Annotated in this window: 25 protein-coding genes; 17 read left to right on the top strand and 8 right to left on the bottom strand. The window is 62.3% G+C overall.

The window, feature by feature from the left end; translation table 11 throughout:
• Positions 1–21: 21 nt before the first annotated feature.
• On the bottom strand, positions 22–924 hold the full coding sequence (locus LRS06_RS11110; RefSeq protein WP_257871549.1) for an AraC family transcriptional regulator: 903 nt from the start codon (positions 922–924) through the stop codon (positions 22–24).
• A 267-nt stretch (positions 925–1,191) separates the two neighbouring features.
• Between LRS06_RS11110 and LRS06_RS11105 the strand changes: the two genes are divergently transcribed.
• Complete coding sequence (locus LRS06_RS11105) at positions 1,192–2,037, top strand: NADP-dependent oxidoreductase (RefSeq protein ID WP_257871548.1); 846 nt, start codon at positions 1,192–1,194, stop codon at positions 2,035–2,037.
• 196 nt (positions 2,038–2,233) lie between these two features.
• Here the strand turns inward: LRS06_RS11105 and LRS06_RS11100 are convergent, their stop codons facing one another.
• On the bottom strand, positions 2,234–2,635 hold the full coding sequence (locus LRS06_RS11100; RefSeq protein ID WP_257871547.1) for a DUF1801 domain-containing protein: 402 nt from the start codon (positions 2,633–2,635) through the stop codon (positions 2,234–2,236).
• Between the two features lie 289 nt (positions 2,636–2,924).
• Between LRS06_RS11100 and LRS06_RS11095 the strand changes: the two genes are divergently transcribed.
• A complete protein-coding gene (locus tag LRS06_RS11095) occupies positions 2,925–3,491 on the top strand; it encodes a hypothetical protein (RefSeq protein WP_257871546.1) in 567 nt (188 codons plus the stop codon).
• Complete coding sequence (locus tag LRS06_RS11090; RefSeq protein WP_257871545.1) at positions 3,488–4,114, top strand: OmpA family protein; 627 nt, start codon at positions 3,488–3,490, stop codon at positions 4,112–4,114. Before LRS06_RS11095 ends, LRS06_RS11090 begins: the two co-directional genes overlap by 4 nt.
• Before the next feature lie 158 nt (positions 4,115–4,272).
• Here the strand turns inward: LRS06_RS11090 and LRS06_RS11085 are convergent, their stop codons facing one another.
• The gene (locus LRS06_RS11085) at positions 4,273–4,953 is read right to left on the bottom strand and encodes a GAF domain-containing protein (RefSeq protein ID WP_257871544.1); all 681 of its coding nucleotides are present in this window, start codon (positions 4,951–4,953) and stop codon (positions 4,273–4,275) included.
• A gap of 181 nt (positions 4,954–5,134) precedes the next feature.
• Here LRS06_RS11085 and LRS06_RS11080 point away from each other — a divergent pair, with 181 nt between their 5' ends.
• The 3 genes from LRS06_RS11080 (at position 5,135) to LRS06_RS11070 (ending at position 7,516) form a co-directional block, all read left to right on the top strand.
• On the top strand, positions 5,135–6,652 hold the full coding sequence (locus LRS06_RS11080) for a hypothetical protein (RefSeq protein WP_257871543.1): 1,518 nt from the start codon (positions 5,135–5,137) through the stop codon (positions 6,650–6,652).
• 75 nt (positions 6,653–6,727) lie between these two features.
• Positions 6,728–6,922, top strand: coding sequence for a hypothetical protein (locus LRS06_RS11075; RefSeq protein ID WP_257871542.1), 195 nt, complete (start codon positions 6,728–6,730; stop codon positions 6,920–6,922).
• Between the two features lie 225 nt (positions 6,923–7,147).
• Positions 7,148–7,516 carry a hypothetical protein gene (locus tag LRS06_RS11070; RefSeq protein WP_257871541.1) on the top strand — a complete coding sequence of 123 codons (369 nt, stop codon included), beginning with the start codon at positions 7,148–7,150 and terminating at the stop codon, positions 7,514–7,516.
• A gap of 88 nt (positions 7,517–7,604) precedes the next feature.
• Here LRS06_RS11070 and LRS06_RS11065 read toward each other — a convergent pair whose 3' ends face one another.
• Positions 7,605–7,877 (bottom strand): hypothetical protein, encoded by a 273-nt coding sequence (locus LRS06_RS11065; RefSeq protein ID WP_257871540.1) that lies wholly within the window; start codon positions 7,875–7,877, stop codon positions 7,605–7,607.
• A 78-nt stretch (positions 7,878–7,955) separates the two neighbouring features.
• On the bottom strand, positions 7,956–9,032 hold the full coding sequence (locus tag LRS06_RS11060; protein WP_257871539.1) for an SDR family oxidoreductase: 1,077 nt from the start codon (positions 9,030–9,032) through the stop codon (positions 7,956–7,958).
• Between the two features lie 260 nt (positions 9,033–9,292).
• Here LRS06_RS11060 and LRS06_RS11055 point away from each other — a divergent pair, with 260 nt between their 5' ends.
• Positions 9,293–9,793 carry a hypothetical protein gene (locus LRS06_RS11055; protein ID WP_257871538.1) on the top strand — a complete coding sequence of 167 codons (501 nt, stop codon included), beginning with the start codon at positions 9,293–9,295 and terminating at the stop codon, positions 9,791–9,793.
• 24 nt (positions 9,794–9,817) lie between these two features.
• Positions 9,818–10,024 (top strand): hypothetical protein, encoded by a 207-nt coding sequence (locus LRS06_RS11050; protein WP_257871537.1) that lies wholly within the window; start codon positions 9,818–9,820, stop codon positions 10,022–10,024.
• 20 nt (positions 10,025–10,044) lie between these two features.
• Here the strand turns inward: LRS06_RS11050 and LRS06_RS11045 are convergent, their stop codons facing one another.
• Both LRS06_RS11045 and LRS06_RS11040 read right to left on the bottom strand, forming a co-directional pair.
• Entirely contained in the window at positions 10,045–11,427 is a 1,383-nt protein-coding gene (locus LRS06_RS11045; RefSeq protein ID WP_257873405.1) for an amidohydrolase, read from the bottom strand.
• Positions 11,428–11,768: 341 nt separating this feature from the next.
• A complete protein-coding gene (locus LRS06_RS11040) occupies positions 11,769–12,749 on the bottom strand; it encodes a GlxA family transcriptional regulator (RefSeq protein ID WP_257871536.1) in 981 nt (326 codons plus the stop codon).
• Between the two features lie 188 nt (positions 12,750–12,937).
• Between LRS06_RS11040 and LRS06_RS11035 the strand changes: the two genes are divergently transcribed.
• The 3 genes from LRS06_RS11035 to LRS06_RS11025 are packed head-to-tail and all read left to right on the top strand — an operon-like array spanning position 12,938 to position 14,349.
• The gene (locus LRS06_RS11035) at positions 12,938–13,357 is read left to right on the top strand and encodes a VOC family protein (RefSeq protein ID WP_257871535.1); all 420 of its coding nucleotides are present in this window, start codon (positions 12,938–12,940) and stop codon (positions 13,355–13,357) included.
• A 28-nt stretch (positions 13,358–13,385) separates the two neighbouring features.
• Positions 13,386–13,775 carry a DoxX family protein gene (locus LRS06_RS11030; RefSeq protein ID WP_257871534.1) on the top strand — a complete coding sequence of 130 codons (390 nt, stop codon included), beginning with the start codon at positions 13,386–13,388 and terminating at the stop codon, positions 13,773–13,775.
• 28 nt (positions 13,776–13,803) lie between these two features.
• On the top strand, positions 13,804–14,349 hold the full coding sequence (locus tag LRS06_RS11025; RefSeq protein ID WP_257871533.1) for a dihydrofolate reductase family protein: 546 nt from the start codon (positions 13,804–13,806) through the stop codon (positions 14,347–14,349).
• A 130-nt stretch (positions 14,350–14,479) separates the two neighbouring features.
• On the opposite strand, the gene LRS06_RS11020 is transcribed toward LRS06_RS11025, so the two are convergent.
• Positions 14,480–15,190, bottom strand: coding sequence for a DsbA family oxidoreductase (locus LRS06_RS11020; protein WP_257871532.1), 711 nt, complete (start codon positions 15,188–15,190; stop codon positions 14,480–14,482).
• A 148-nt stretch (positions 15,191–15,338) separates the two neighbouring features.
• On the opposite strand from LRS06_RS11020, the gene LRS06_RS11015 reads away from it, so the two are divergent.
• The 6 genes from LRS06_RS11015 to LRS06_RS10990 all read left to right on the top strand — a co-directional run bounded on the left by LRS06_RS11015 (position 15,339) and on the right by LRS06_RS10990 (position 19,453).
• Positions 15,339–15,893, top strand: a complete 555-nt coding sequence (locus tag LRS06_RS11015) for a hypothetical protein (RefSeq protein ID WP_257871531.1) — start codon at positions 15,339–15,341, stop codon at positions 15,891–15,893.
• Between the two features lie 12 nt (positions 15,894–15,905).
• A complete protein-coding gene (locus tag LRS06_RS11010; RefSeq protein ID WP_257871530.1) occupies positions 15,906–16,391 on the top strand; it encodes a YdeI/OmpD-associated family protein in 486 nt (161 codons plus the stop codon).
• Positions 16,392–16,478: 87 nt separating this feature from the next.
• Entirely contained in the window at positions 16,479–16,934 is a 456-nt protein-coding gene (locus tag LRS06_RS11005; protein ID WP_257871529.1) for an META domain-containing protein, read from the top strand.
• Positions 16,935–16,979: 45 nt separating this feature from the next.
• A complete protein-coding gene (locus LRS06_RS11000; RefSeq protein WP_257871528.1) occupies positions 16,980–18,029 on the top strand; it encodes a ferredoxin--NADP reductase in 1,050 nt (349 codons plus the stop codon).
• A 58-nt stretch (positions 18,030–18,087) separates the two neighbouring features.
• Positions 18,088–18,744: a peptide-methionine (S)-S-oxide reductase MsrA gene (msrA, locus tag LRS06_RS10995; RefSeq protein WP_257871527.1), complete on the top strand. Its 657-nt coding sequence runs from the start codon at positions 18,088–18,090 to the stop codon at positions 18,742–18,744.
• A gap of 223 nt (positions 18,745–18,967) precedes the next feature.
• Positions 18,968–19,453, top strand: coding sequence for an META domain-containing protein (locus tag LRS06_RS10990; RefSeq protein WP_257871526.1), 486 nt, complete (start codon positions 18,968–18,970; stop codon positions 19,451–19,453).
• Positions 19,454–19,475 lie beyond the last annotated feature (22 nt).

Raw genomic sequence — 19,475 nt, 5'->3', positions numbered from 1 at the left:
CACCGCCGAAAGGTCAAGCCCCTATGTACGCCAAGCCACGGTGCTGCAGGTGGGCGCGCCGGCCGTGAGCAAGTCGAAGGCTCCGCGCTGCTTGAAGGCCTGAATGGTGTAGCCGTGGTACTTCTTAAACAAACGCGAAAGGTGGCTGGCGTCGCTGAAGCCCAGCTCGTAGGCAATTTCCTTGACCGAGTTGCCCGAGTACAGCAGCCGCGCCTCCGCCACCTTCAACCGCGACTTCAGCACGTACTCCTGCAGCGACTCCCCCGCGTTGCGCCGGAAATACTCCCCAAAGTACGTGGCCGACACGTTGAACTCTTCGGCCAGCCGGGCCACGCGCAGCTGCTCGTTGTCGAAGAGGTGGTGCTGCACGTGGTTGAGCACCTGCTGAAAGCGCGGGGCCGCTGCGCTGCCTCCGGCCGCCATAAATGCTCCCTCAATGTTGCGGGCCAGGATGTTGAGAATCGTCACCAGGCAGCTCTGAATCATGCCCGCCGAGAACTTGTCGCGCCGGGCGTGCTCGTGGCGCACCAGTTGCAGCAAGTGTATCAGGTGCTCTTTGTCGCACCCAGAGCGGATGATGTCGCCCGGCACCCGGTTGTAGTTCACCAGGATGTAGGACATCTTCCGAAACCAATCCTCGAAGTCCACTTCCCCCGGCCGGCTCTTATCAAACACCTGGTTGGTGAAGCGCACGAACAAAAAGCGCGTGGGCGTGAGCACCTCAAAGGAATGGCAGTTGAGCGGGGGCAGCAGAAAGATGCTGTGCTGATGGTAGGGCACGTACTGGTAGTTGATGCACTGCCGTCCCTGCCCTTCTTCCACCAGCACCAGCTCGAAGAAGTTGTGCTTCTCCGGCCGCTTGCGCCACTCCGTCACGTCCTCTACCAGAATCTCAAACGGCGCGTGGGAAAGCTCTACTTGCATGATTCAGGGAAAAATAGGCCATCAACAGAGCAATAGTAGCAGAAGTAGCCCATTTTTTGATTAATGCTCCCCGTATATAGCGTTTCCATTCCGCATTATCCCCGAATCATACCACAGACCTAACCCATCCGGTCCCCACCTTTGCCGTGTTCTTCAACCACACCCTTTCTCCTATGAAAGCCTACATCCTCGCCGAGCCTACCGGCCCCCGCGCCCTGCAGCTAACCGACCTGCCCACGCCCATACCCGCCCCCCACCGAAGTACTGGTGCGCGTGCAGGCCTTGAGCGTCAACCCCGTCGATGCAAAGTCCACCGAGGGCAAGGGCATCTACGGCCGCATCAAAGACCAGCAGCCCCTCATCCTGGGCTGGGACGTAGCGGGCACCGTAGAAGCCGTGGGCGCCGAGGTAACCACCCTCCAGCTTGGCGACGAAGTGTTCGGCATGATCAACTTCCCCGGCCACGCCCGCGCCTACGCCGAGTACGTGGCTGCCCCCGCCACCCATCTGGTGCGCAAGCCCGCCACTACCAGCCCCGCCGATGCCGCTGCCGCTACTCTGGCTGCCCTCACCGCCTGGCAGGCCCTCGTCACGCAAGCCAACGTGCAGGCGGGGCAGCGCGTGCTGGTGCATGCCGCTGCGGGCGGGGTGGGCCACTACGCCGTGCAGCTAGCCAAGCACCTGGGCGCCTACGTCATCGGCACCGCCTCCGCCACCAAGCGCGACTTCGTGCTCAGCCTCGGCGCCGATGAGGTAATCGACTACCAGCAGCAGGCCTTTGAGCACGCCATAGCTCCGGTGGATGTTGTGCTTGACTCCGTAGCCGGCGAAACCCAGCTCCGCTCCCTCGACGTGCTCAAACCCGGCGGCACCCTGGTCAGCATCCTGGGCCTCACCCCCGACACTCCCGCACGCGCCGAGCAGCGCCAGGTGCAAGCCCGCGCTATGCTCGTGGACTCCAACGAGCCCGGCATGCAGCAAGTAGCCGACCTGCTCGCCAGCGGCGCGCTCCGCTCCCACGTCTCCCTCACGGTCCCCTTCGCCGAGCTGCCCCAGGCCCTGGACCAAATCCTCACCGGCCGGACCCAGGGCAAGGTGGTTGTCACGCTGTAAACTGCGGCTGCTGTCATAAAAAGTGCAGTCGGCAGTCTAAAAAACAAACTCGGTTCGTCCTGCTGAGCTTGTCGAAGCATCTCTACCGCTTCGTTGTAGTCGTAATCCAACGAAGCGGTAGAGATGCTTCGACAAGCTCAGCAGGACGTTCTAAAGGTGTAAATATCTCCTTGGCAGTTACTGTCCCCACAGCCTACTAGGCTGGCTCTACCCGCTCCAGCCAGGCCCGCACCACCTGTTGCAGCGTCGCCGCTTTGGCCTGGGCATCGGCCAGGTCACGGATGGGCACCAGGCGGCGGCCGTCGGCATAAGTTCCTTCCAGCAGCCCGGTCGGATCGGGAATGGTGGCGCCCGTGGGAAACACCAGCAGCGGGTGGCTCCGGTGCAGATTCAGCACCACGATGTCGCGCCGGTACTCCTTCGGGTCGAAGGGCGCCATCGGGCCGGTGTAGTAGAAGCTCGGCGAGTTCCACTTGATCTGCTCCCCCACGGCCGGGTCGGCGGCCAGCAGGGTTTGCCGCAAGCTCTCCACTACCGCCCGCAGCGGCGCATCAAGCTGGCGCAGAAATTCCTCAACGGTAGCGGCGGGTTTGGGCATAAGATACTGGAACTAAGCAGCCGGTAAAAGTACTCCCCTGCCTAACCTCCCGCAGGGGTTGCCACGACAATTCGCGGGCCCTTTGCGACACCCAAGAAACGAATTGTAAACCTATATGATACTGGTTTGGCAGCGCCGTGCGCAAAGGCACTCTACAGCTCGTTTCACCCGTGCAGCCGGGGTATTGGCTTTCCTCCTCTAAGCCCGGCCTGCCGCACCGTTATCAGCAGACACCTAACCTCCAACGCATTGACTGCGTACCGGTAGGCTCAACCATACGCCCTATTCCATGCAAAAGCATCTTGTAGTAGTCAGCGCCCTTGCTCTGAGTCTGGCCGCCTGCAGCCAGGAGAAAGCCACCGAAACCACCACCGCTCCGGTTGCCGCCGAGGCCCCCGCTGCTGCCCCTGCTGCCCCCGCCGCCGGCGTAGAGCGCGCCGAAACTGCTGCCCCCGCTGCCCCCGCCACGGCCGCCCTGGCCACCCAGCCTGGCCCCAAAGGCACTCAGGTAGCCCTCACCAAAGCGCGGGTCATCGGGGATATTCTCACCGTGGAACTTCAGGCCTCCCTGCCCGCCAACGCGGATTCCAACGTTGAAACCGTCCGGGCCGACATCGACCAGGTATCCTACATCGACGATGCCACCTCGCGCAAGTACAACGTGCTCAAAGACCAGTCAGGTCTGTACATGGCCCTGCCCCTAGACTACAGCAAGAAAAGTGTGGCCGCCGACGCCCGCAAGTCCGGTCCGGGCATCATGAGCTTCAGGTTTCCGGCCCCGCCCGCTACCAGCACCACCATCTCGCTGAGCTTGCCGGGCGTGGGTTCCTTCGACGGCGTCGCCATCCAACGATGAGCCGCCGCCTCCGCTTGGCCGGGCCGCTGCTGCTGGCCCTGCTCACTGCCGCCTGCTCCGATAAACAGCCAGCTGCCACTGCTGCCTCCGAAGCCGGCCAGCCCCTGACGGGCACTGCCGATGCTCCCTTTGGTGCCTCCCCTCCCACCACGGCCAGTCCCGCCGCCGCCCCCCGCCCCGACCAGGGCCAGAAGCTTACCGGCCAGGTCAGCGACTTGTCGGGCGCGGCCAGTGAGCTGGGCGGCCAGATGACCGATATGGGCCTGGTCATCAACTTCGATACCGACGTGCTCTTCGACTTCGACAAAGCCGACATCAAGCCCGGGGCCACGCCCACCCTGGAGAAACTGGCCGAAGTGGTCAAGCAGTACACCAAAAGTCGCGTCGTTATCAGCGGCTACACCGACGCTAAGGGCGACGACGCCTACAACCGCACCCTTTCCCAGCGCCGCGCCCAGGCCATTGCCGACTGGCTTACCCAGCACCAGGCAGGTGCCGCCGGGCAGTTTCAGGTGCAGGGCCTCGGCGAAGCCAACCCCGTAGCGCCCAACACCAAGCCCGACGGCTCCGACAACCCCGAAGGCCGCCAGCAAAACCGCCGGGTAGAGGTGGTCATTTCCTGAAGAACTTTAAAAACAGGCAGCCATTTACCTGAAGGTTTCAGAACGTGCGCTGACAACTTATACGCGCACGGTTCTTCGGCCAGCTGGCATTGGGTCACTACCCGCTAAGCTAGCTGGCCGCTTCAGCTCAGCCTGACCACCTTTTTCTTCTTATCTGATTATCTAGCTGAGAGCATTCCTCCTTTTAGCACCAGGGCTACTTCCTCTAGCCGCTTGGCAATAGGGTTTAGCAGCTCAGCGGGTACTGGCACGAGGCCTTCGCTACGGGCTTTGAGGTAGCGCACCACCGCCATCTGGTTGTGTAGCGTGTCCTCAGCCTCTTCGCGTAGCTGCTGCCACGCCTCGGTCTGGTGCCGGGTTAGCAGCTGGCGGCGAGCTTCCAGGGACAGCATCACCAGGTCGGCCAGCTGCGTGAGCAGGTCCTGCTCGGGCGCGGTCAGCTCGCGGGGCTCGTACCCGGCCAGGCACACCGTCCCAATCTTGAAGCCCCTGGGCGTACGCACCGGCACCCCGGCATAAAACCGGATGTGTCGCTCCTGAGCCGTAGCCGTGCCCTGCGCGGGCTCTACGGCCAGATCGGCGTACACCAGCACCGGCTCGTCGGCCACGATGGCGCGGGTACAGAGGGTTTGCTCCAGCGTCAGGGCCTCCTGAGCCGGCATGCCTACGCTGGCTTTGTGCCACACTTCCCGCTCGTGCACGAAGGCAATGCGCGCTACCGGCACGCTGAAGATGTAAGCCGCCAGCTCCACGAGGTTGTCGAACAGCTTTTCCTGCGCCGAATAAAGAATATCATACGACGCAAGCTCCGCCAGGCGGGCACGTTCATCGGTAGTCATAAGGCATACGTCACATATAGGCACGAAAGGCAGGAACCCAGGCAAGCTACGCATCGGCAGGCACATATGCAGTAGGCGGGGCGCAATAGAATTCCGCCCCAGGTTTTCACATCATCATGTGAAAAACCCTGACTGTCAGCCCACCTATCTTTGGCTGCCGGCTTCTCCGTGCCCGTTACCCATGAAACTGCTGCTGTTTTTCTGCTGCCTGCTGCCTTTGCTGGCCGGGGCCCAACCCCGCATCGGGTATGAGGTGCACTACGCCCCGCACCTGAGCACCGAAGGCCTGCGCGTGCAGGTGCAGGTGCGCACCCCACAGGCCGAGGACTCTACCTACTTCCACTTCGCCAACGAGGTGTGGGGCGAGCCGGACCTGCTGCGCTGCCTCGGTGGCTTCGCGGGCGAGGGCGCCGGCTACCGATTCCGGGTGGTGCCCGACAGCAACCGCGTGGTAGTGTACCACCCGCGCACCCGCACCGTGCGCTTTTCCTACCGCGTGAAGCAGGATGCCGCCGACTACACCCGCGACCAGGTAAACCGCCCCCGGGTGACGGACGCCTACTTTCACGTGCTGGGCGAGTCGCTGTTTATGGTGCCCGATTTTATTGCCAGCTCCCCGGTGGAGCCCCGCCTCACGGCTACCATTCGGTGGGTGGGCTTCCCGCCGGGCTACGTGCTGCACAATACGTTTGCCTCGCAAGTCACAGAGCAAACCTTTCGGGGCAAGCTATGGACGGAGTTCTACCGCTCCCTTTACGTGGGCGGCGACTACCGCCTGCACCAGTTTCGGTACCAGAACCGCCCGGTGTACGTGGCCCTGCGCGGGCAGTGGCACCACTACGACGAGCCGGGCTTTCTCCGTTCCCTGCAGCAGGCCCTTACTGCCCAGCGCGACTTTTGGCACGACGCCGGCCCCGCCCGCTACACCGTATTCATGAGCCCGACCATCACCACCGCCGACACCACCTGGCGCGGGCAGAGCATGCGGGGCGAGGGACTATACCAGGGCTTCAAGCTGCAATCGACCAACAACCCCTTCAACAGCTGGGACCTGCTGCGCTACATGTTCAACCACGAGATGCTGCACGACTGGATTGGCGGGCAGATCCGGGGTGCCCACGGGGAACTCAACAACTGGTTTACGGAGGGCTTCACGGATTACTACGCCTACAAAAACCGCCTCCGCAGCGGCGACCTGACCCTGGAAGCGTGGGTGAAGGCCTTTAATGAGGATGTTATTCAGCAGCTCTACAAAAACCCGGAGCGCAACCAGCCCAACTACCTCATCAAGGACAACTACTGGAAAAGCCGCGCCTTTGGCAAGCTGCCCTACCGGCGCGGGGCCCTGTTCGCCTTCTGGCTCGACAACCAAATTCTGAAACGCTCCGGCAACACCCGCTCCCTCGACGACCTGATGCGGGAGCTGCGCCAGGCCTGCCTGCCCCCCGGCCAGACTTTCACCGATGAGCGTTTCCTGGCTTTGGCCCAAGCCTATCTGCACGAGGACATCAGCTACGAGTTTCAGAAATACATCCTCCACGGCGCCGACATTCCCTGGACCACCCCCGAGCTGATCGAGGGCTTTTCGATGGACGCTACCCAGCCCATACCCGTGCTGAAAGCCGCCGGCCCCGCCTCCGCCCTGCGCGAGCGGTACCTGAACACCAAGGTCAGCACCAAACCCGTAGCCCGGCAGTAGCTTTTGGCCACCTAATCAGCTGAACCCCAGATTTGGTATAAGCGTATTTCCGGGCTCACCATCCCAGCTAATCTCATGAAGACGTCCTTTGTAATGGCGGTCATTTTCGCCTTGAGTTTAACCTCCTGCGGCGAGCATAAAACCGAAGACGCCGATACCACTACTACCACCTCGGATACGCCCGGTGCCGCTCCCATTGCCCCGGAAGATGCCTACGCCGGCGTAGACACCACCGCTGCCTCCGCTGCTGATACGGCCGCAGCCCAGTAAAACGAGGGCCGCCGCGCACAAGCCCGGCACCCGGACCGCAACTGCCGGCAAAGTTTCGGATAATGGCCGGCCCGCTACGTGAACTGGCCTTGGTTCTGCCGATTCAGCGCCGGATTACCGTAGAGAAGGCGCCGAAAACTCGACCTTATCCTTTTGGCGTTTCGGCCCGTTGCATAGGTCAGGGCTGTCGGTTGGCAGCCGTTTTCCCATGTAGCCTACTTCGTTATGCAACAGCCCATCTCCCGCCGTCAGCACGTCATTGCCGATTACTCCTTTGTAACTGCGGCCGCCGCCGCTCCTTCGGCCGCCGGCTTTGCGCAGGACGCTACTCCTACCACCCTTTCCTACGTTCTCAGCGGCACGGCCCTGGCCTCGAGCCTGCTTACCCGGGCCGAGTGGGGCGCCGTACGGGTAATGCCCTATAAGATGCATCTGGCGCTTGATGCCGTCAGCAGCCTCACCGCGTTGTCGGCTCCCTGGGTGTTTGGCTTTGCCCGCAACACCCGCGCCCGCAATGCCTTTCTGGCCATGGGCGTGTTTGGCCTGATAGCCACGGTACTTTCCCGCCCCGAGGAAATGCCTAAGTACCGCTGAGTACTACTTACATCCACAGAAAAGGCAGCCTGAAGAGGCTGCCTTTTCTGTAATGCTGCAGGTGCAAGAAGCTTTCCAGCTCTCAAGGTTACACGTGGGGCCGCCGGGCAATCCACTCGGCGGCTTCCCGCCCAACCAGCGCCCGGAAGGCGTCCATATCGGCGGGCTTTAGCTTCTCGCCCGACGACTTTTCGTAGGTTTCGCGGATTTTGTCGGCCAAGTGCTTGGTTTTTTTCGGGAGGTCTTTCTCCTGGATATTTTCCTCGTCCAGCACGCGGAAAAGTTCTTCTTTGGGAATGGGCGAAAGGCCGCCGGGCGCTACCCAGCCAGCAGCGGGGGCATTGTTGGAAGATGAAGCCATGATCTAGGTTGGTTACTGTAAACGGAACAATGCACTTCCTACGCAGGAAGAAAAGGGCTTGTTGACGCTCATACCGCATCATTTTCCTACGCACGAGCTTGCCAGGGCCCTTTCCTGACAATCAGTCAAGCTAATCTGAGCAGAAACCACTTCTTTACTTTTTTGCTGGCGCCGCTGGTGGTTTTCCTGCTTTATGCGCTGGCGCACCCCGTCATCCACACCCCGGCCTGAAGGCGTGGGCTCATACACCGCGCCTGTAGTAGCCGGGGCCGGAGGAGCGGTCTGAATCTGGTAGCGGTGCACAATGTTGGCCGATAACCGCTCCGTAAAGTGGGGAAACAGCCTGTGCGAGAAGAATGCCCCGCGGGCCTTCCAGCCTACCGGCAGCTCCTGCCGGGGCCGCACCGAAGCACGCACCATGGCATTAACCACTTTGGAAGGCGGGTCCATAGCGGCCATGCGCGGGGTGCCGCCGCTGTAATTGGCCGCGTGGCCCCAAAAAGGCGTGTCCACCGCCCAGGGCTCTATCGTCACCACCTCAATATGCTTGTATCCATTCAGGCGCAGCTCCTGGTTGAGGGCCTGGCCGAGGTTGCGGATGGCGCCCTTGGTAGCGGCATATACGGCATGGTAGGCCAGGGGCACCTCGCTTTCCACGGAGCCCAGGTTCATGAGCACGCCCCGGCCCTGCGTCTGAAACAGCTTTATAGCTATTTGGCTGCCATAAACGATGCCTTTGAGGTTGACGTCAATCAGCCGGGAGTAATCGGCATGGGGAATTTCCCAGAACCGGCCAATGCCGCCTACGCCTACGTCGTTTACCCAAACATCTACCTTCCCGTACTGCTTCACGGCGGCATCGGCCAGGCGCTGTACCTGTTCCGGCTGGCTGATATCGGTGGTTACGACCAGCGCCGAGCCGCCCGCAGCCCGCACCTGGGCGGCTACTTCTTCCAGTACTTCGGTACGGCGGGCCGCCAGTACCACGTTGGCTTTGCAGGCGCCCAGCTGCTCGGCCATGCCGCGGCCAAACCCGCTGGAGGCGCCAATGATTACGTAGGTCTTGCCCTGCACTTTTTGGCGGGTGGCCGAGCCAACCTTCGCGGTGCTACAGCCACTCAGCCCCAGCCCCAGCACAAGGAGTAGCAACAGCATGCGGGATCCTGACTTAGGGTAATCAGCCAGGAAACGTAACCTCGGAAACAGAGTAGCAGGCATAGGAGTAGAAACCAGGAGCAGGAGTCAGGTCGAAAAATCGTACGAGACAGTTTAACGCCTGGATATTGCCCAGTTTACTGTAAATGGCCTTTTCAATGGATTTTATGGGCTCACGCAGCCGATAAAGGCGAAAAAAATTTGGGGGTGAGGCTGCCGCCAGGAAAGCAGTGCGTGGCCCCGTTGCTACCTTGCCTGCTATGAAGCTCAACTGCGGTATTCTTTGTCTGCTGTCGGTGCTGGTGGCTTTTTCGGCTGCCTGCCAGTCCCCAATGGCTACCAAGCCCAAACACAACCTGGCGCTGAAGCAGGAGCTGGATCAGCTGGAAGCCGTAGATCAGCAGTATCGCCGGCTTTTCGGGGCCGGGCCGGGCATGGAAGCTAGGTTTGACTCGGTGGCTAAGGCGGCGGGCATTCCGCCGGAGCAGGTGGGCCCTTACCTCAGCCAGCGCATGGTGGCGCAGGATTCCATCAACATCCAGCGCGTGGGCCAGATCATCCAGCGGTATGGCTACCCCGGCAAAACGCTGGTGGGGGAGCCTACGAATGAGGTAGCGTTGCTCGTGATTCAGCACTCCACCCGCATTCCGCGCTACCTGAAGCTGGTTGAACAGGAGGCCGCGAAAGGCGAAGTACCGTTCTACCTCTACGCCCGCATGCTCGACCGGCACCTCATGTACCAGGACAAGGCCCAGATCTAAGGTACCCAGGGCTGCAGCTACAGCGTGCCCAGCCCCGCCACCGGCCAGCGCGAAACGGTGTCCTTCATCTGGCCCATCGAAGACGCGGCCCGCGTGAATGAGCGGCGCAAAAAAGCCGGCTTCGACTCTACGGTGGAAGAAAACTCCCTGCGCCTGGGTATTCCCTACAAGCCCCTGACGCTGGCCGAAGCCCTGCAGATCAAACAGGCCTCCCAAGCCGGTTCCCGCTAGCCTGGCGGCGCCCGTTTACCTTATTTCAGCACGCCGGCATCAAACACTACCTGCCCGCTTACCAGGGTGAGGACGCTGCTCGTCCTGGGCAGCTCAGGGGGCGCCACCGCAAAAATATCCTGCGACAGCACGGCTATATCCGCCAGCTGCCCCACGGCAAGGCGACCTTTGTCGGCCTCGGCAAATTCGGCGAAGGCCGAGCCGTAAGTATAGGCCTGCACCGCCTGCTCCCGCGTTATGGCTTCTGCCGGGTTGGCAGGCGCGAGGCTGGCCATCATGATATTCAGAAACGGGTTCAGCGGCCCGTCGGAGCCCAGCGCCAGCGGTACGCCCGCCGTCAGCAGGGAGCGGAGGGGCTGCATGGCCGTACCCCAGCGCTGCTGAAACAGCCGGGGCTCGGAGAAGTGTATAGGGTTTTGGACCACTACCACGCCCAGCTTGCTGGCCCGGGGCAGCAAATCGGCTACCACGCCGTCGCCGTGCTCGATGCGTACGCGCCGGGCAGGCCAGGCCGCGGCGGGCCCGTTGTTTTCCAGGGCCTGCAGCACCACGGCGGCACTTTGGTCGCCGGCGCAGTGCAAAAGCAGTTGCTGGCGCAGGTCCACCGACTCCTGTACCATGCGGGCTACCTCGGCTTCGCTGAAGTTGAGCTTGCCCTTCCAGCCGGGGCGGTCCTGGTAGGGCTGGCGCAGGGCCGCGCCCCGCTCGTAGGGCGTGCCATCGAGCACCCACTGATGCCGCTGGCCTTTACTTTCGGGTTGGCAGAGGAAAGTCAGCTGGCGGGCCTCGCTCAGGTCGCGCCCCTGAGGTGTGGTCACGGCAAAGGGAATAGCCCGCACCCGCACGGGCAGCCGGGCCTCATTGAGCAGGCGCGTAAACCGCTCGATAGGCATCGTCGACATAAGCTGCAGGGAGGTAATGCCGAAGTGCGCCGCCGCGCCACCCAACGCCCGCAGCTGCCGCACCACCGCCGAATCGGGCACCTGCGCAGCCAACTCCCGGTAGGGCTGCCACTGCGCATACTCCCAGAAGCGGCCGTTGAGCTGGCGCTTGGGGCCGGTTCGCTCGAAATAGCCTCCCAGCGGATCAGGCTGGTTTTCCTTTATTCCCAGCTTTTGCAAACCCAGAGAGTTGGCCACGTAGCCGTGCCCGTAGTGGGCATGCAGCAGCACCGGGTGCCGGGGGGCCAGCTGGTCGAGGGTGGCGCGGTTTACTTGCTCATTCAGCACCACGGTAGCGCCCACGGTTCCAAAAATCCAGGTACCGGCCGGGGCCTGCTGCACGGCGGCGCTAAGGGCCTGGGTGGCTTCCGGCCAGCTCGGCTCCAGGCTGGTGAAGGCCAGCGTGGTGCCGCGTGGCTCGGGGCTGAAGTGGTTGTGGGCATCGTTGAAGCCCGGCGTGATAGTGCGCCCCCCACGTCAATGCGGCGCGTGTGGGCGCCGGCCAGTCGGGTTATTTCGGCCGTAGTGCTCACCGCCACTATTCGCTCCCCGCGGATAGCCAGGGCTTCGGCAGTCGGGTGGGTGGCATCGGCCGTGAACACCCGGCCATTCAGCAGCACTACATCGGCGGGGGCTTGCGCCCAAGCGGTAGCAGCCCCCAGCCAGCCAACCCAAATCATCAGGCACTTTTTCATACGATGGACGCCTATAAGCCCGCCTAAATATCGGCGTTCATAAATATACTATAAAGCGAGTGGGTTTGAATATACCCGACTCGCAGGCGTCCTCGTCCTAACGGGCCGCTACCCCGCGGTCAGTGCCCGGCTGTACTTGGCGCGGTACTGCTTGGGCGAGAGGCCGGTGATGCGCCGGAAGGCCACCCGGAAGGCTTTGGGGTCGGAATAGCCTACGCGGTACATTACCTCGTTCACGTTGTCGCGCGAGGATTCCAGGCTGTTTTTGGCCGCTTCAATCTTCACCCGCTGAATATACTCGACCACGGAGTTGGTGGTGGCTTTCTTGAAGCGCCGCTCTAGGTTGCGGCGGCCCAGGGCCAGCATATCAGCCAGCTGCTCCACGGTTATCTTGTCCTGGTAGTTTTCCTCGATGTAGTCCTGGGCTTTGCGGATGGGCTCGTCGTCGTGCGCTTTCTGGCCATTGAACACGATAAATGCCGACTGGCTCACGCGCTCCATATCAATCTGAAACACCTTGGCGCAAAGCACGGCCATATCGTGGCCGGCGTACTTCTCAATCAGATACAGCACCAGGTTGAGGTAGGAAAACGCCCCACCACTGGAATACAGGCCCCGCTCATCGGTGATAAGCTTGTGCTCAATGAGCTCCACGGCCGGGAACATGCGGCGGAAATCCTGGGCGGCGGCCCAGTGGGTAGTGCACTGGCGGCCGTCGAGCAGGCCGGTAGCGGCCAGCAGAAACGCCCCCACGCACAGGCTGGCTACCTCGGCGCCTTGTTGGTACTGCCGCACAATCCAGGGCAGGAACGCGTGGTTGGCTTCCAGCGCCGCCCCCAGGTCGCCATCCATGGCCGGAATGATGACCAGGTCGGTGGTGGGCACATCGGCCAGCAAAAGCGGGGTAGCAATGGTGTAAAGCCCCCCGCACACGGGCGTTTCGGGTGTGAGCCCCACTAGCTGCATGGCAAACAGCGGCGGCTGGCCCAGCCGGGCCAGCAGGGCATTCACCTCCGAGAAAACCAGGCGCGGGCCCTCGATACTGCCCAGAATAGCGCCCTGCGGCACCAGGATGGATATACGTTTCATGGCAAAAAAGCTACGCGGAACAGATGTCGGAATCAACCCCAAATTAGTCGGCATTGCCCCGTTTCAGGGACGAGGCTCTTGCTAATTTTGTTGGCTTTCAAAGATTAAATGTAGCAAATATTACTACATTACTTAGCAAGCAGCGCATCTGATCTTTCTTTTCTTTCACCTCACAACCCTAAACTACTATGAACACGCCCCGCCTCACTCCTTACCTCACCTTCAATGGTAACTGCTGTCAGGCCATGACCTTCTATCAGCAGTGCCTGGGCGGTGAGCTGATGGTGCAGCCGTTTGAAGGTACGCCCGCCGCCGAGCACGTAGCGCCCGAAGCCCTGCAGAACGTGCTGCACTCCTCCCTGACCACGGCCGATATGGTACTAATGGCTTCCGACTCCGGTATGGGGCCCGTGTCCAAGGGCGACATGGTTTCGTTGTCCGTCAACTGCCAGAGCCTGGAGGAAATCCAGCGCCTGTTCGACCTGCTTTCCGTGGGTGGCGCCGTCACGATGCCGCTGCAAGACACGTTCTGGGGCGCCACATTCGGCATGTTCGCCGACCAATTCGGCATCGACTGGATGCTCAACTATGACAAGCCTCAGCAGTAAGCCTGCTCACTTCTAACGCACTTCTGCCATGAACAAGCTTAACCTGCTGTACTGGATTTTTACGGGGCTGCTGGCCCTGCTGATGACGCTGTCATCCGTGCCCAACGTGCTAAGCTCCCCGGAGTCGGTGGATTTTTTCCGGCACCTGGGCTACCCCGCCTACCTCGTGCCTTTTCTGGGCGTAGCCAAGCTGCTGGGGGTGCTGGCCATTCTGGTACCCGGCTTTCCACGCCTGCGGGAGTGGGCCTACGCCGGCTTTGTGTTTGATCTGACTGGGGCGCTATATTCCTTTATCTCCGTGGGCGACCCACCGGGCATGTGGTTTCCGCTTCTTATTGGCTTGGCTTTGATTGCGGCCTCGCACTACCTCAACCACCGCCGCCAGCAGGCCACCGCACCTGCACTCAGCGTGGCCTAGCGCTTTCTTTCCGCCTGAAAAAATACCGATGAGAAAAGTAGTGGTATCTGAATTTGTGTCGCTGGACGGGGTGATGGAAAAGCCGGAGCGGCTGATGCCCTTTTTCGGCGAAGAGCAGAAACGCTACAAGCTTGAGGAGCTGCTGAACGCCGACACGCTGCTGCTGGGCCGTGTGACCTACGAGGGCTTCGCCGCCGTGTGGCCCACGCAAACCGACGAGCAGGGCTTTGCCAGCCGGATGAACTGCTTGCCCAAATACGTGGCCTCCGGCACGCTACAAACCGCCAGCTGGCACAATACCACCATCATCGGGGGCAACTTGGTGGCGGAAGTACGGCGCCTGAAAGCGCAGCGCGGCGAGGATATTCTGGTATACGGCAGTGGCCAATTGGTGCAGGCACTGCTACGGCACCACCTCGTGGACGAATACCGGCTGATGACGTTTCCGATGATGCTGGGCGGCGGCAAGCGGTTTTTCCCGGAAGACGGCCTGCCCGCCACGCTGAAACTGGTGGACACCACGCTGTTTTCTACCGGCGCTATTCTGCTGGTCTACCATCCCGTTCAAAGCTAGGCTAACTCAGCAGCTATCAAAAAGCCCCGGCTGCAACGCGGCAGCCGGGGCTTCGGAGTGTAGGCTCGTAGTTGGTTGTTTTCAGGCTACTGATACGAACTACGCATGACAAACAACGAGCAAATCAAGCTTAGCAGGTACCGCTTTCCAGGTCGCAGGCAGCCCCGGCGGAGCCGGCCAGCTGCACGGGCTGCGGGCGGGCTTCTTCCCACACTTTCTGCAGAACCTCTTCAAACAGCTCGGCCGGCTGCGCGCCCGATACGGCGTACTTGTCGTCGAACACGAAGTAAGGCACCCCGCGCACGCCAATCTGGTGGGCCTGGTACTCGTCGTGGCGCACTTCGTCGGTAAAATCGTCGGAAGCCAGCAGGTGGGTTACCTCGGCGGCAGGCAGTTCCAGGTCGGCGCCCAGGCGGGTGAGCGTGGCCGGGTCATTTACATCCAGGCCTTCTTCGAGGTAGGCTTTGAACAGCCGCTCCTTGGCCGCATCCTGCTTGCTGTGCCGGGCCGCCAAGTGCACTAGGCGGTGCGCCCGCAGGGAGTTGGCGGGCACCAGTCGGTCGAAGTCGAAGGCCAGGCCTTCCTGGGCAGCCATCTGCGTCATGTTGGCGCTCATTTCGCGGGCCCAAGCTTCGGGCTTGCCGTATTTGGCGGCCAGGCGCACGTACTGGTTTACGCCCGGCTCGGGGTTGGCCTGCGGGTCCAGCTCGAAGCTGCGCCACTGCACGTCTATCTGGTCGGCGTGGGGAAAGCGGGCCAGGGCCGTTTCCAGGCGCCGCTTGCCGATGTAGCAAAAGGGGCATAGGATATCGGACCAGATTTCAACTTGTATCTTTTTCATGGCAGGAAAAGTCGGTTTTGGGATGCTGTATAAGCCAGCCGGCCGCCAAAAGGTTTCCCGCAAGCACCCGGGCGGCTGGTGGGCCGCGCCGGAATTATGCGTATTCTTACAGGCTGAGTCCAGTGTTCCTTTTTCTCTGCTTTCTTCGATGAAACGCCTTTTCCTGCCCGTGCTGGCGGCCGTAGTGCTGGCCGGCTGCAACCAAACCAGCCAGCCGGCCGAGCAGCCCGCAGCTACCACCACCGACCAGACTGCCCTGGATACCGCCGCGGCCGACGGCACGGCCACCGCGCCCGCCACCAAGGAGGCACCCCAGCTGAAAACCGCGCCCGGCCCCGAAGCCCTGACGGTGTCGTTGCGCTTCAAGCCCGTAGCCGGGGCCCTGCGCACGGAGGCGTTCCTGAAGCTGGTTGGCAAGGAAACCAAGGAAATCAACCTTGGCTCCTTTCCTGGCAAGCCCGACGTGGTAGACGCCGCCAAGGCCGAGCGCGCGGGCTACCCCCAGGGCTGGATAGTAGGCTTCCGCAGCTACGAGCCCGGCTCCGGCACCGGCGCCGACGTGGCCGTGCTGCCCGGCGACGACCTTTCGCACCTGCGCATCATGCAGCGCCGCATCGATGAGTCGGCCTCCGAGCCCTTCACGTTCCAGATTGCCCGCGAGCTGGCGTTGGCCGGCCCCAGCAAGCTCACGCCAGCCAAGTAGTTTCGGTTAAGGATGGCGGCAGTGCAGGTGTTTGAGGCGCGGCTGGAGCACGGCGGCCCCAGCTTTATGCCCACCCAGATTGTGGTAGTGCCTCCGCTGGTGCTGGCAGCGCTGGGCCAGCCCCTGCCCCGCCGGGTGGTGGGCACGCTCAACGGCTGCGCCATCCGGCGGGGGCTGCTGCCGCTGCCGGGTGGGGGCCGCTACCTCATGCTCAACAAAGACATGTGCCGGGAGGCCGGGGTGCAGGTAGGCCAGCTGGTTTCGCTTACGCTGGCCCCCGACCCCGAGCCGGACCGCGTGGACTTGCCTGAGGAGCTGGCCGAGGCGTTTGAGGCCTGGCCCGAAGCGTTAGCAGGCTTTCAGAAAATCAGCGGCAGCATGCAGCGGGCCATTGCCGGGCACGTAGCCACGGCCAAGCAGCCCGAAACCCGCGCCCGCCGGGCCGTAGAGTTTACCGAGCGGCTGGCCCGGGGTGCCCACCCGTTTCGTAAGCTGTAAAACGCAGAAAGGCTTGGCAGAGGCTGGCATGCAACTTTTCGAGCCGGGCAAGTATCCTAATCAGGCTTGATTTAACGCTGCTGTAGTATGCGCCTTACTTTTTATTCTGCCGCCCTGTGCCTGCTAGCCGCCAGCCTCCTGCCGGGCTGCATTCACCCGGTGGAAGATGAGCCCCGGCCCGCTGAGCCGCTCCTGCTGGATACCCGCTGGCAACTGACGATTCTGGGCACGACGCCCGTGAGCGAAATCCCCAACTTTTTTGCGAAGCCCGATCTTCAGCTTTCCGCCGGCACCGGGCGGCTGGCCGCCCACGCGTACTGCAACGGCATGGGTGGCACCTTCATCACCGCCGCCGGAAACCAGCTCAGCTTCGATCAGCTGACCGTTACGCTGGCTACGTGCGAGGATGATGCTACCGGCTTCGAGAACCGCTATTTTACCGCCCTGCGCGCCACCCGGCGCTACGTGGTGCTCGACAGTACCCTCCGCCTGTTCGACGACACCAACCCCGAGCCGGTAGCTTATTTCCGGGTGGGCCGGTAACGGCTGGTTTGAATCCTGCGCCCGGGCGCGTACGTTGCGAGTGCTATGGCTGAGCTGCTTTCTGCTGTTATTTCCCTGCGTATTGAGGCTATCCGGGATGAAGTGCCCGGGGTGAAAAGCTTTGTGCTGGCGCCCGTGGCTCCGGCCCCGCTGCCCTACCAAGCCGGGCAGTACCTCACCCTCCAGTTGCGGCGGTACGGCCGTGAGGTGCGCCGCTCCTACTCCATCAGCTCGGCCCCAGCCCTGGGCGAGCCGCTGACCATTACCGTCAAGCGCATCGATAACGGGCTGATTTCGCGGTGGCTGGTAGATGATGCCCGCCTCGGCGACCAGCTTCAGACCATTGGCGCGGCCGGATTCTTTACCTTGCCCGAGGAGCCGGACGCCTTCCGGCAACTGGTGCTGGTAGCGGCTGGCAGCGGCATCGCGCCCATTCTGGGGCTGCTGAAAACGGCGTTGCACACGCACCCCACTGCCCGCGTCCTGCTGGTGTACAGCAACCGCACGCCAAGCCGCACGTTGTTTCGGGAGGAGCTGCTGGCCCTGCAGGCTCGGTCTCCTCAGCGGCTGCACCTGGAGCTGCTTTATAGCGTGGACGCCAACCTGGAGCGGGCCCGTCTGCACAAGCCGCTGCTGGAAGACCTGGTGCGCCGCTTCAGCCCCGGCCCGCTGGCTGGCACGCGGGCCTACGTATGCGGCCCGCTCGACTTTATGCGCATGGCTACCTACGCCCTGCACGCGGCGGGGCTGCCGTTGGCCGATATCCGCCGGGAGTTGTTTACCCCCATTGCCGTACCTGCCACGCGCGTGCCGCCTGATACGGCTGCTTACCCGGTCAATATCCGCTGGCGCGGGCAGGAACACGTAGTGCTGGTGCAGTACCCGAGTACTATTCTACAGGCGGCCCGGCAGCAGGGGCTGGCGCTGCCCTACAGCTGCGAGGCCGGCCAGTGCGGCAACTGCGTGGCCCGCTGCACCGCTGGCCGCGTGTGGATGAGCCTGAACGAAGTCCTGACCGATAAGGAAACCGAGCGGAGCCTGGTGCTCACCTGTACCGGCTACCCTATCGACGGCCCCGTGCGTCTGGAATTGTGAAGGTGTGTTGTCTGGCTACGACCGAACTCCCGGGCGGCTGCGTATGTTGAGCATGCACATGAAAAAACTTCTATTTCTCCTGCTGGCCGTGCTGGGCACGGCCAGCTGCGAGGCCGCCCCCGGCAGCCAGCCCACCCAGGACGACCACCGCTTTGCCGAGCTGCCCAAGCCCCAGGCGGGCGAGGCGGTGGCCACGTTTGCCAGCGGCTGCTACTGGTGCGCCGAGCACGTGTTTGAAAGCCTGAAAGGGGTGCGTACCGTTATTTCGGGGCACTCGGGCGGCACTACGGTTTCGCCTACCTACGAGCAGGTAGGCCGGGGCGGCACCGGCCACGCCGAGGCCATTCAGGTGTATTACGACCCCAAAGTCATCAGCTTTGAAACCCTGCTGAAGGTGTTTTTCGTGCAGCACGACCCTACCACTCTCAACCGCCAGGGCCCTGATGCAGGCGAGGAGTACCGCTCCATTGCCTTCTACCGCACGCCCCAGGAAAAAGCGCAGATTGAGGCCGAGATAAAGCGGGTAAACGCCTCCAGGCGCTACTCCAGCCCCATCGTGACGCAGGTAGTGCCGTTCAAGGTCTTTTACCCAGCGGAGCGCTACCACCAGGATTACTTCGTGCACCACCCTGAAAACCCGTACATCCAGACGGTATCTACCCCGCGCTACCAGCACTTTGCCCGGGAGTTCCCGCAGCTGCTGCAAACCAAGTAGCCATATCCGCCGCAACCTGGGAGCCAGCCCCTGCCCGCTAACCGCCGGGTAGGGGCTGATTTTTTTGGATACATGACCATCTGCGTAGCTTATTGCGCCCTTCCGGCTTGTCCAACTATCGTTAAAGTTTCTGCGCTCATGCAACCTTTGGGCCCGGCAATAGGGTCTTATCCCAGCAGATTCATCGAATATTCCCGCAAGCTCAACTGCCCGCCTGCTTTTTATGACTACGCGCCACGCTATATTATTCAGTGGGTTAGCTGCCGGCTTACTGGCAGCCAGCATTGCGTATGCCCTGCCCACGTCTGCGGGCTCCCCGCCCTGGCTTTTGTGTTCCCTCGACGGCAAAAAGCTTCCAACAACTCACACCACCCGTCCTTCCGACGCCGGATTTTCCTCGGCGGCGGCTTGGTCGCTAAGTGCGCTGCCGCAGCCACTGGCGGGTAGCGGTACCTTTTCCTGCCCGCTGTCGTTGCGGGTGCGCTCCTGGGTGCACGTCATTGCCACCATGCTGCACTGCGATGATGCCACCGCGAAGTTTGAGCTGCGCTACCTGAACCTGCTCGGTCAGGTTTCCTACTACGAAACCAGCGGCCGCCGCCTTTACCTCTACGATGACGCGCACCAGCAGCCCCGTTTGGCTTTTGAGCTGCAGCCCAGCCACGCGCCGCTGGCCGCGTCGGTAGCCCCGGCCCCCCCTTCGCTTTAGGGTAGTTGCTGTTGTTTATTAT

The organism is Hymenobacter sp. J193 (genome assembly GCF_024700075.1).
In the GTDB taxonomy this organism is placed as follows: Bacteria; Bacteroidota; Bacteroidia; order Cytophagales; family Hymenobacteraceae; genus Hymenobacter.
The sequence above is the reverse complement of the archived record's forward strand: the minus strand, read 5'-3'. Positions and strand labels throughout refer to the sequence as shown.

What these genes read in the sequence shown, in the direction of transcription:
- LRS06_RS11070 (WP_257871541.1), top strand. Translation starts at nt 7,148, where the DNA reads ATGCAACAGCCCATCTCCCGCCGTCAGCACGTCATTGCCGATTACTCC.
- LRS06_RS11075 (WP_257871542.1), top strand. Translation starts at nt 6,728, where the DNA reads ATGAAGACGTCCTTTGTAATGGCGGTCATTTTCGCCTTGAGTTTAACC.
- LRS06_RS11000 (WP_257871528.1), top strand. Translation starts at nt 16,980, where the DNA reads ATGGCTGAGCTGCTTTCTGCTGTTATTTCCCTGCGTATTGAGGCTATC.
- LRS06_RS11080 (WP_257871543.1), top strand. Translation starts at nt 5,135, where the DNA reads ATGAAACTGCTGCTGTTTTTCTGCTGCCTGCTGCCTTTGCTGGCCGGG.
- LRS06_RS11010 (WP_257871530.1), top strand. Translation starts at nt 15,906, where the DNA reads ATGGCGGCAGTGCAGGTGTTTGAGGCGCGGCTGGAGCACGGCGGCCCC.
- LRS06_RS11040 (WP_257871536.1), bottom strand. Translation starts at nt 12,749, where the DNA reads ATGAAACGTATATCCATCCTGGTGCCGCAGGGCGCTATTCTGGGCAGT.
- LRS06_RS11035 (WP_257871535.1), top strand. Translation starts at nt 12,938, where the DNA reads ATGAACACGCCCCGCCTCACTCCTTACCTCACCTTCAATGGTAACTGC.
- LRS06_RS11060 (WP_257871539.1), bottom strand. Translation starts at nt 9,032, where the DNA reads ATGCTGTTGCTACTCCTTGTGCTGGGGCTGGGGCTGAGTGGCTGTAGC.
- LRS06_RS11110 (WP_257871549.1), bottom strand. Translation starts at nt 924, where the DNA reads ATGCAAGTAGAGCTTTCCCACGCGCCGTTTGAGATTCTGGTAGAGGAC.
- LRS06_RS11020 (WP_257871532.1), bottom strand. Translation starts at nt 15,190, where the DNA reads ATGAAAAAGATACAAGTTGAAATCTGGTCCGATATCCTATGCCCCTTT.
- LRS06_RS11090 (WP_257871545.1), top strand. Translation starts at nt 3,488, where the DNA reads ATGAGCCGCCGCCTCCGCTTGGCCGGGCCGCTGCTGCTGGCCCTGCTC.
- LRS06_RS11030 (WP_257871534.1), top strand. Translation starts at nt 13,386, where the DNA reads ATGAACAAGCTTAACCTGCTGTACTGGATTTTTACGGGGCTGCTGGCC.
- LRS06_RS11025 (WP_257871533.1), top strand. Translation starts at nt 13,804, where the DNA reads ATGAGAAAAGTAGTGGTATCTGAATTTGTGTCGCTGGACGGGGTGATG.
- LRS06_RS11015 (WP_257871531.1), top strand. Translation starts at nt 15,339, where the DNA reads ATGAAACGCCTTTTCCTGCCCGTGCTGGCGGCCGTAGTGCTGGCCGGC.
- LRS06_RS11065 (WP_257871540.1), bottom strand. Translation starts at nt 7,877, where the DNA reads ATGGCTTCATCTTCCAACAATGCCCCCGCTGCTGGCTGGGTAGCGCCC.
- LRS06_RS11005 (WP_257871529.1), top strand. Translation starts at nt 16,479, where the DNA reads ATGCGCCTTACTTTTTATTCTGCCGCCCTGTGCCTGCTAGCCGCCAGC.
- msrA (WP_257871527.1), top strand. Translation starts at nt 18,088, where the DNA reads ATGAAAAAACTTCTATTTCTCCTGCTGGCCGTGCTGGGCACGGCCAGC.
- LRS06_RS11100 (WP_257871547.1), bottom strand. Translation starts at nt 2,635, where the DNA reads ATGCCCAAACCCGCCGCTACCGTTGAGGAATTTCTGCGCCAGCTTGAT.
- LRS06_RS11055 (WP_257871538.1), top strand. Translation starts at nt 9,293, where the DNA reads ATGAAGCTCAACTGCGGTATTCTTTGTCTGCTGTCGGTGCTGGTGGCT.
- LRS06_RS11085 (WP_257871544.1), bottom strand. Translation starts at nt 4,953, where the DNA reads ATGACTACCGATGAACGTGCCCGCCTGGCGGAGCTTGCGTCGTATGAT.
- LRS06_RS11095 (WP_257871546.1), top strand. Translation starts at nt 2,925, where the DNA reads ATGCAAAAGCATCTTGTAGTAGTCAGCGCCCTTGCTCTGAGTCTGGCC.
- LRS06_RS10990 (WP_257871526.1), top strand. Translation starts at nt 18,968, where the DNA reads ATGACTACGCGCCACGCTATATTATTCAGTGGGTTAGCTGCCGGCTTA.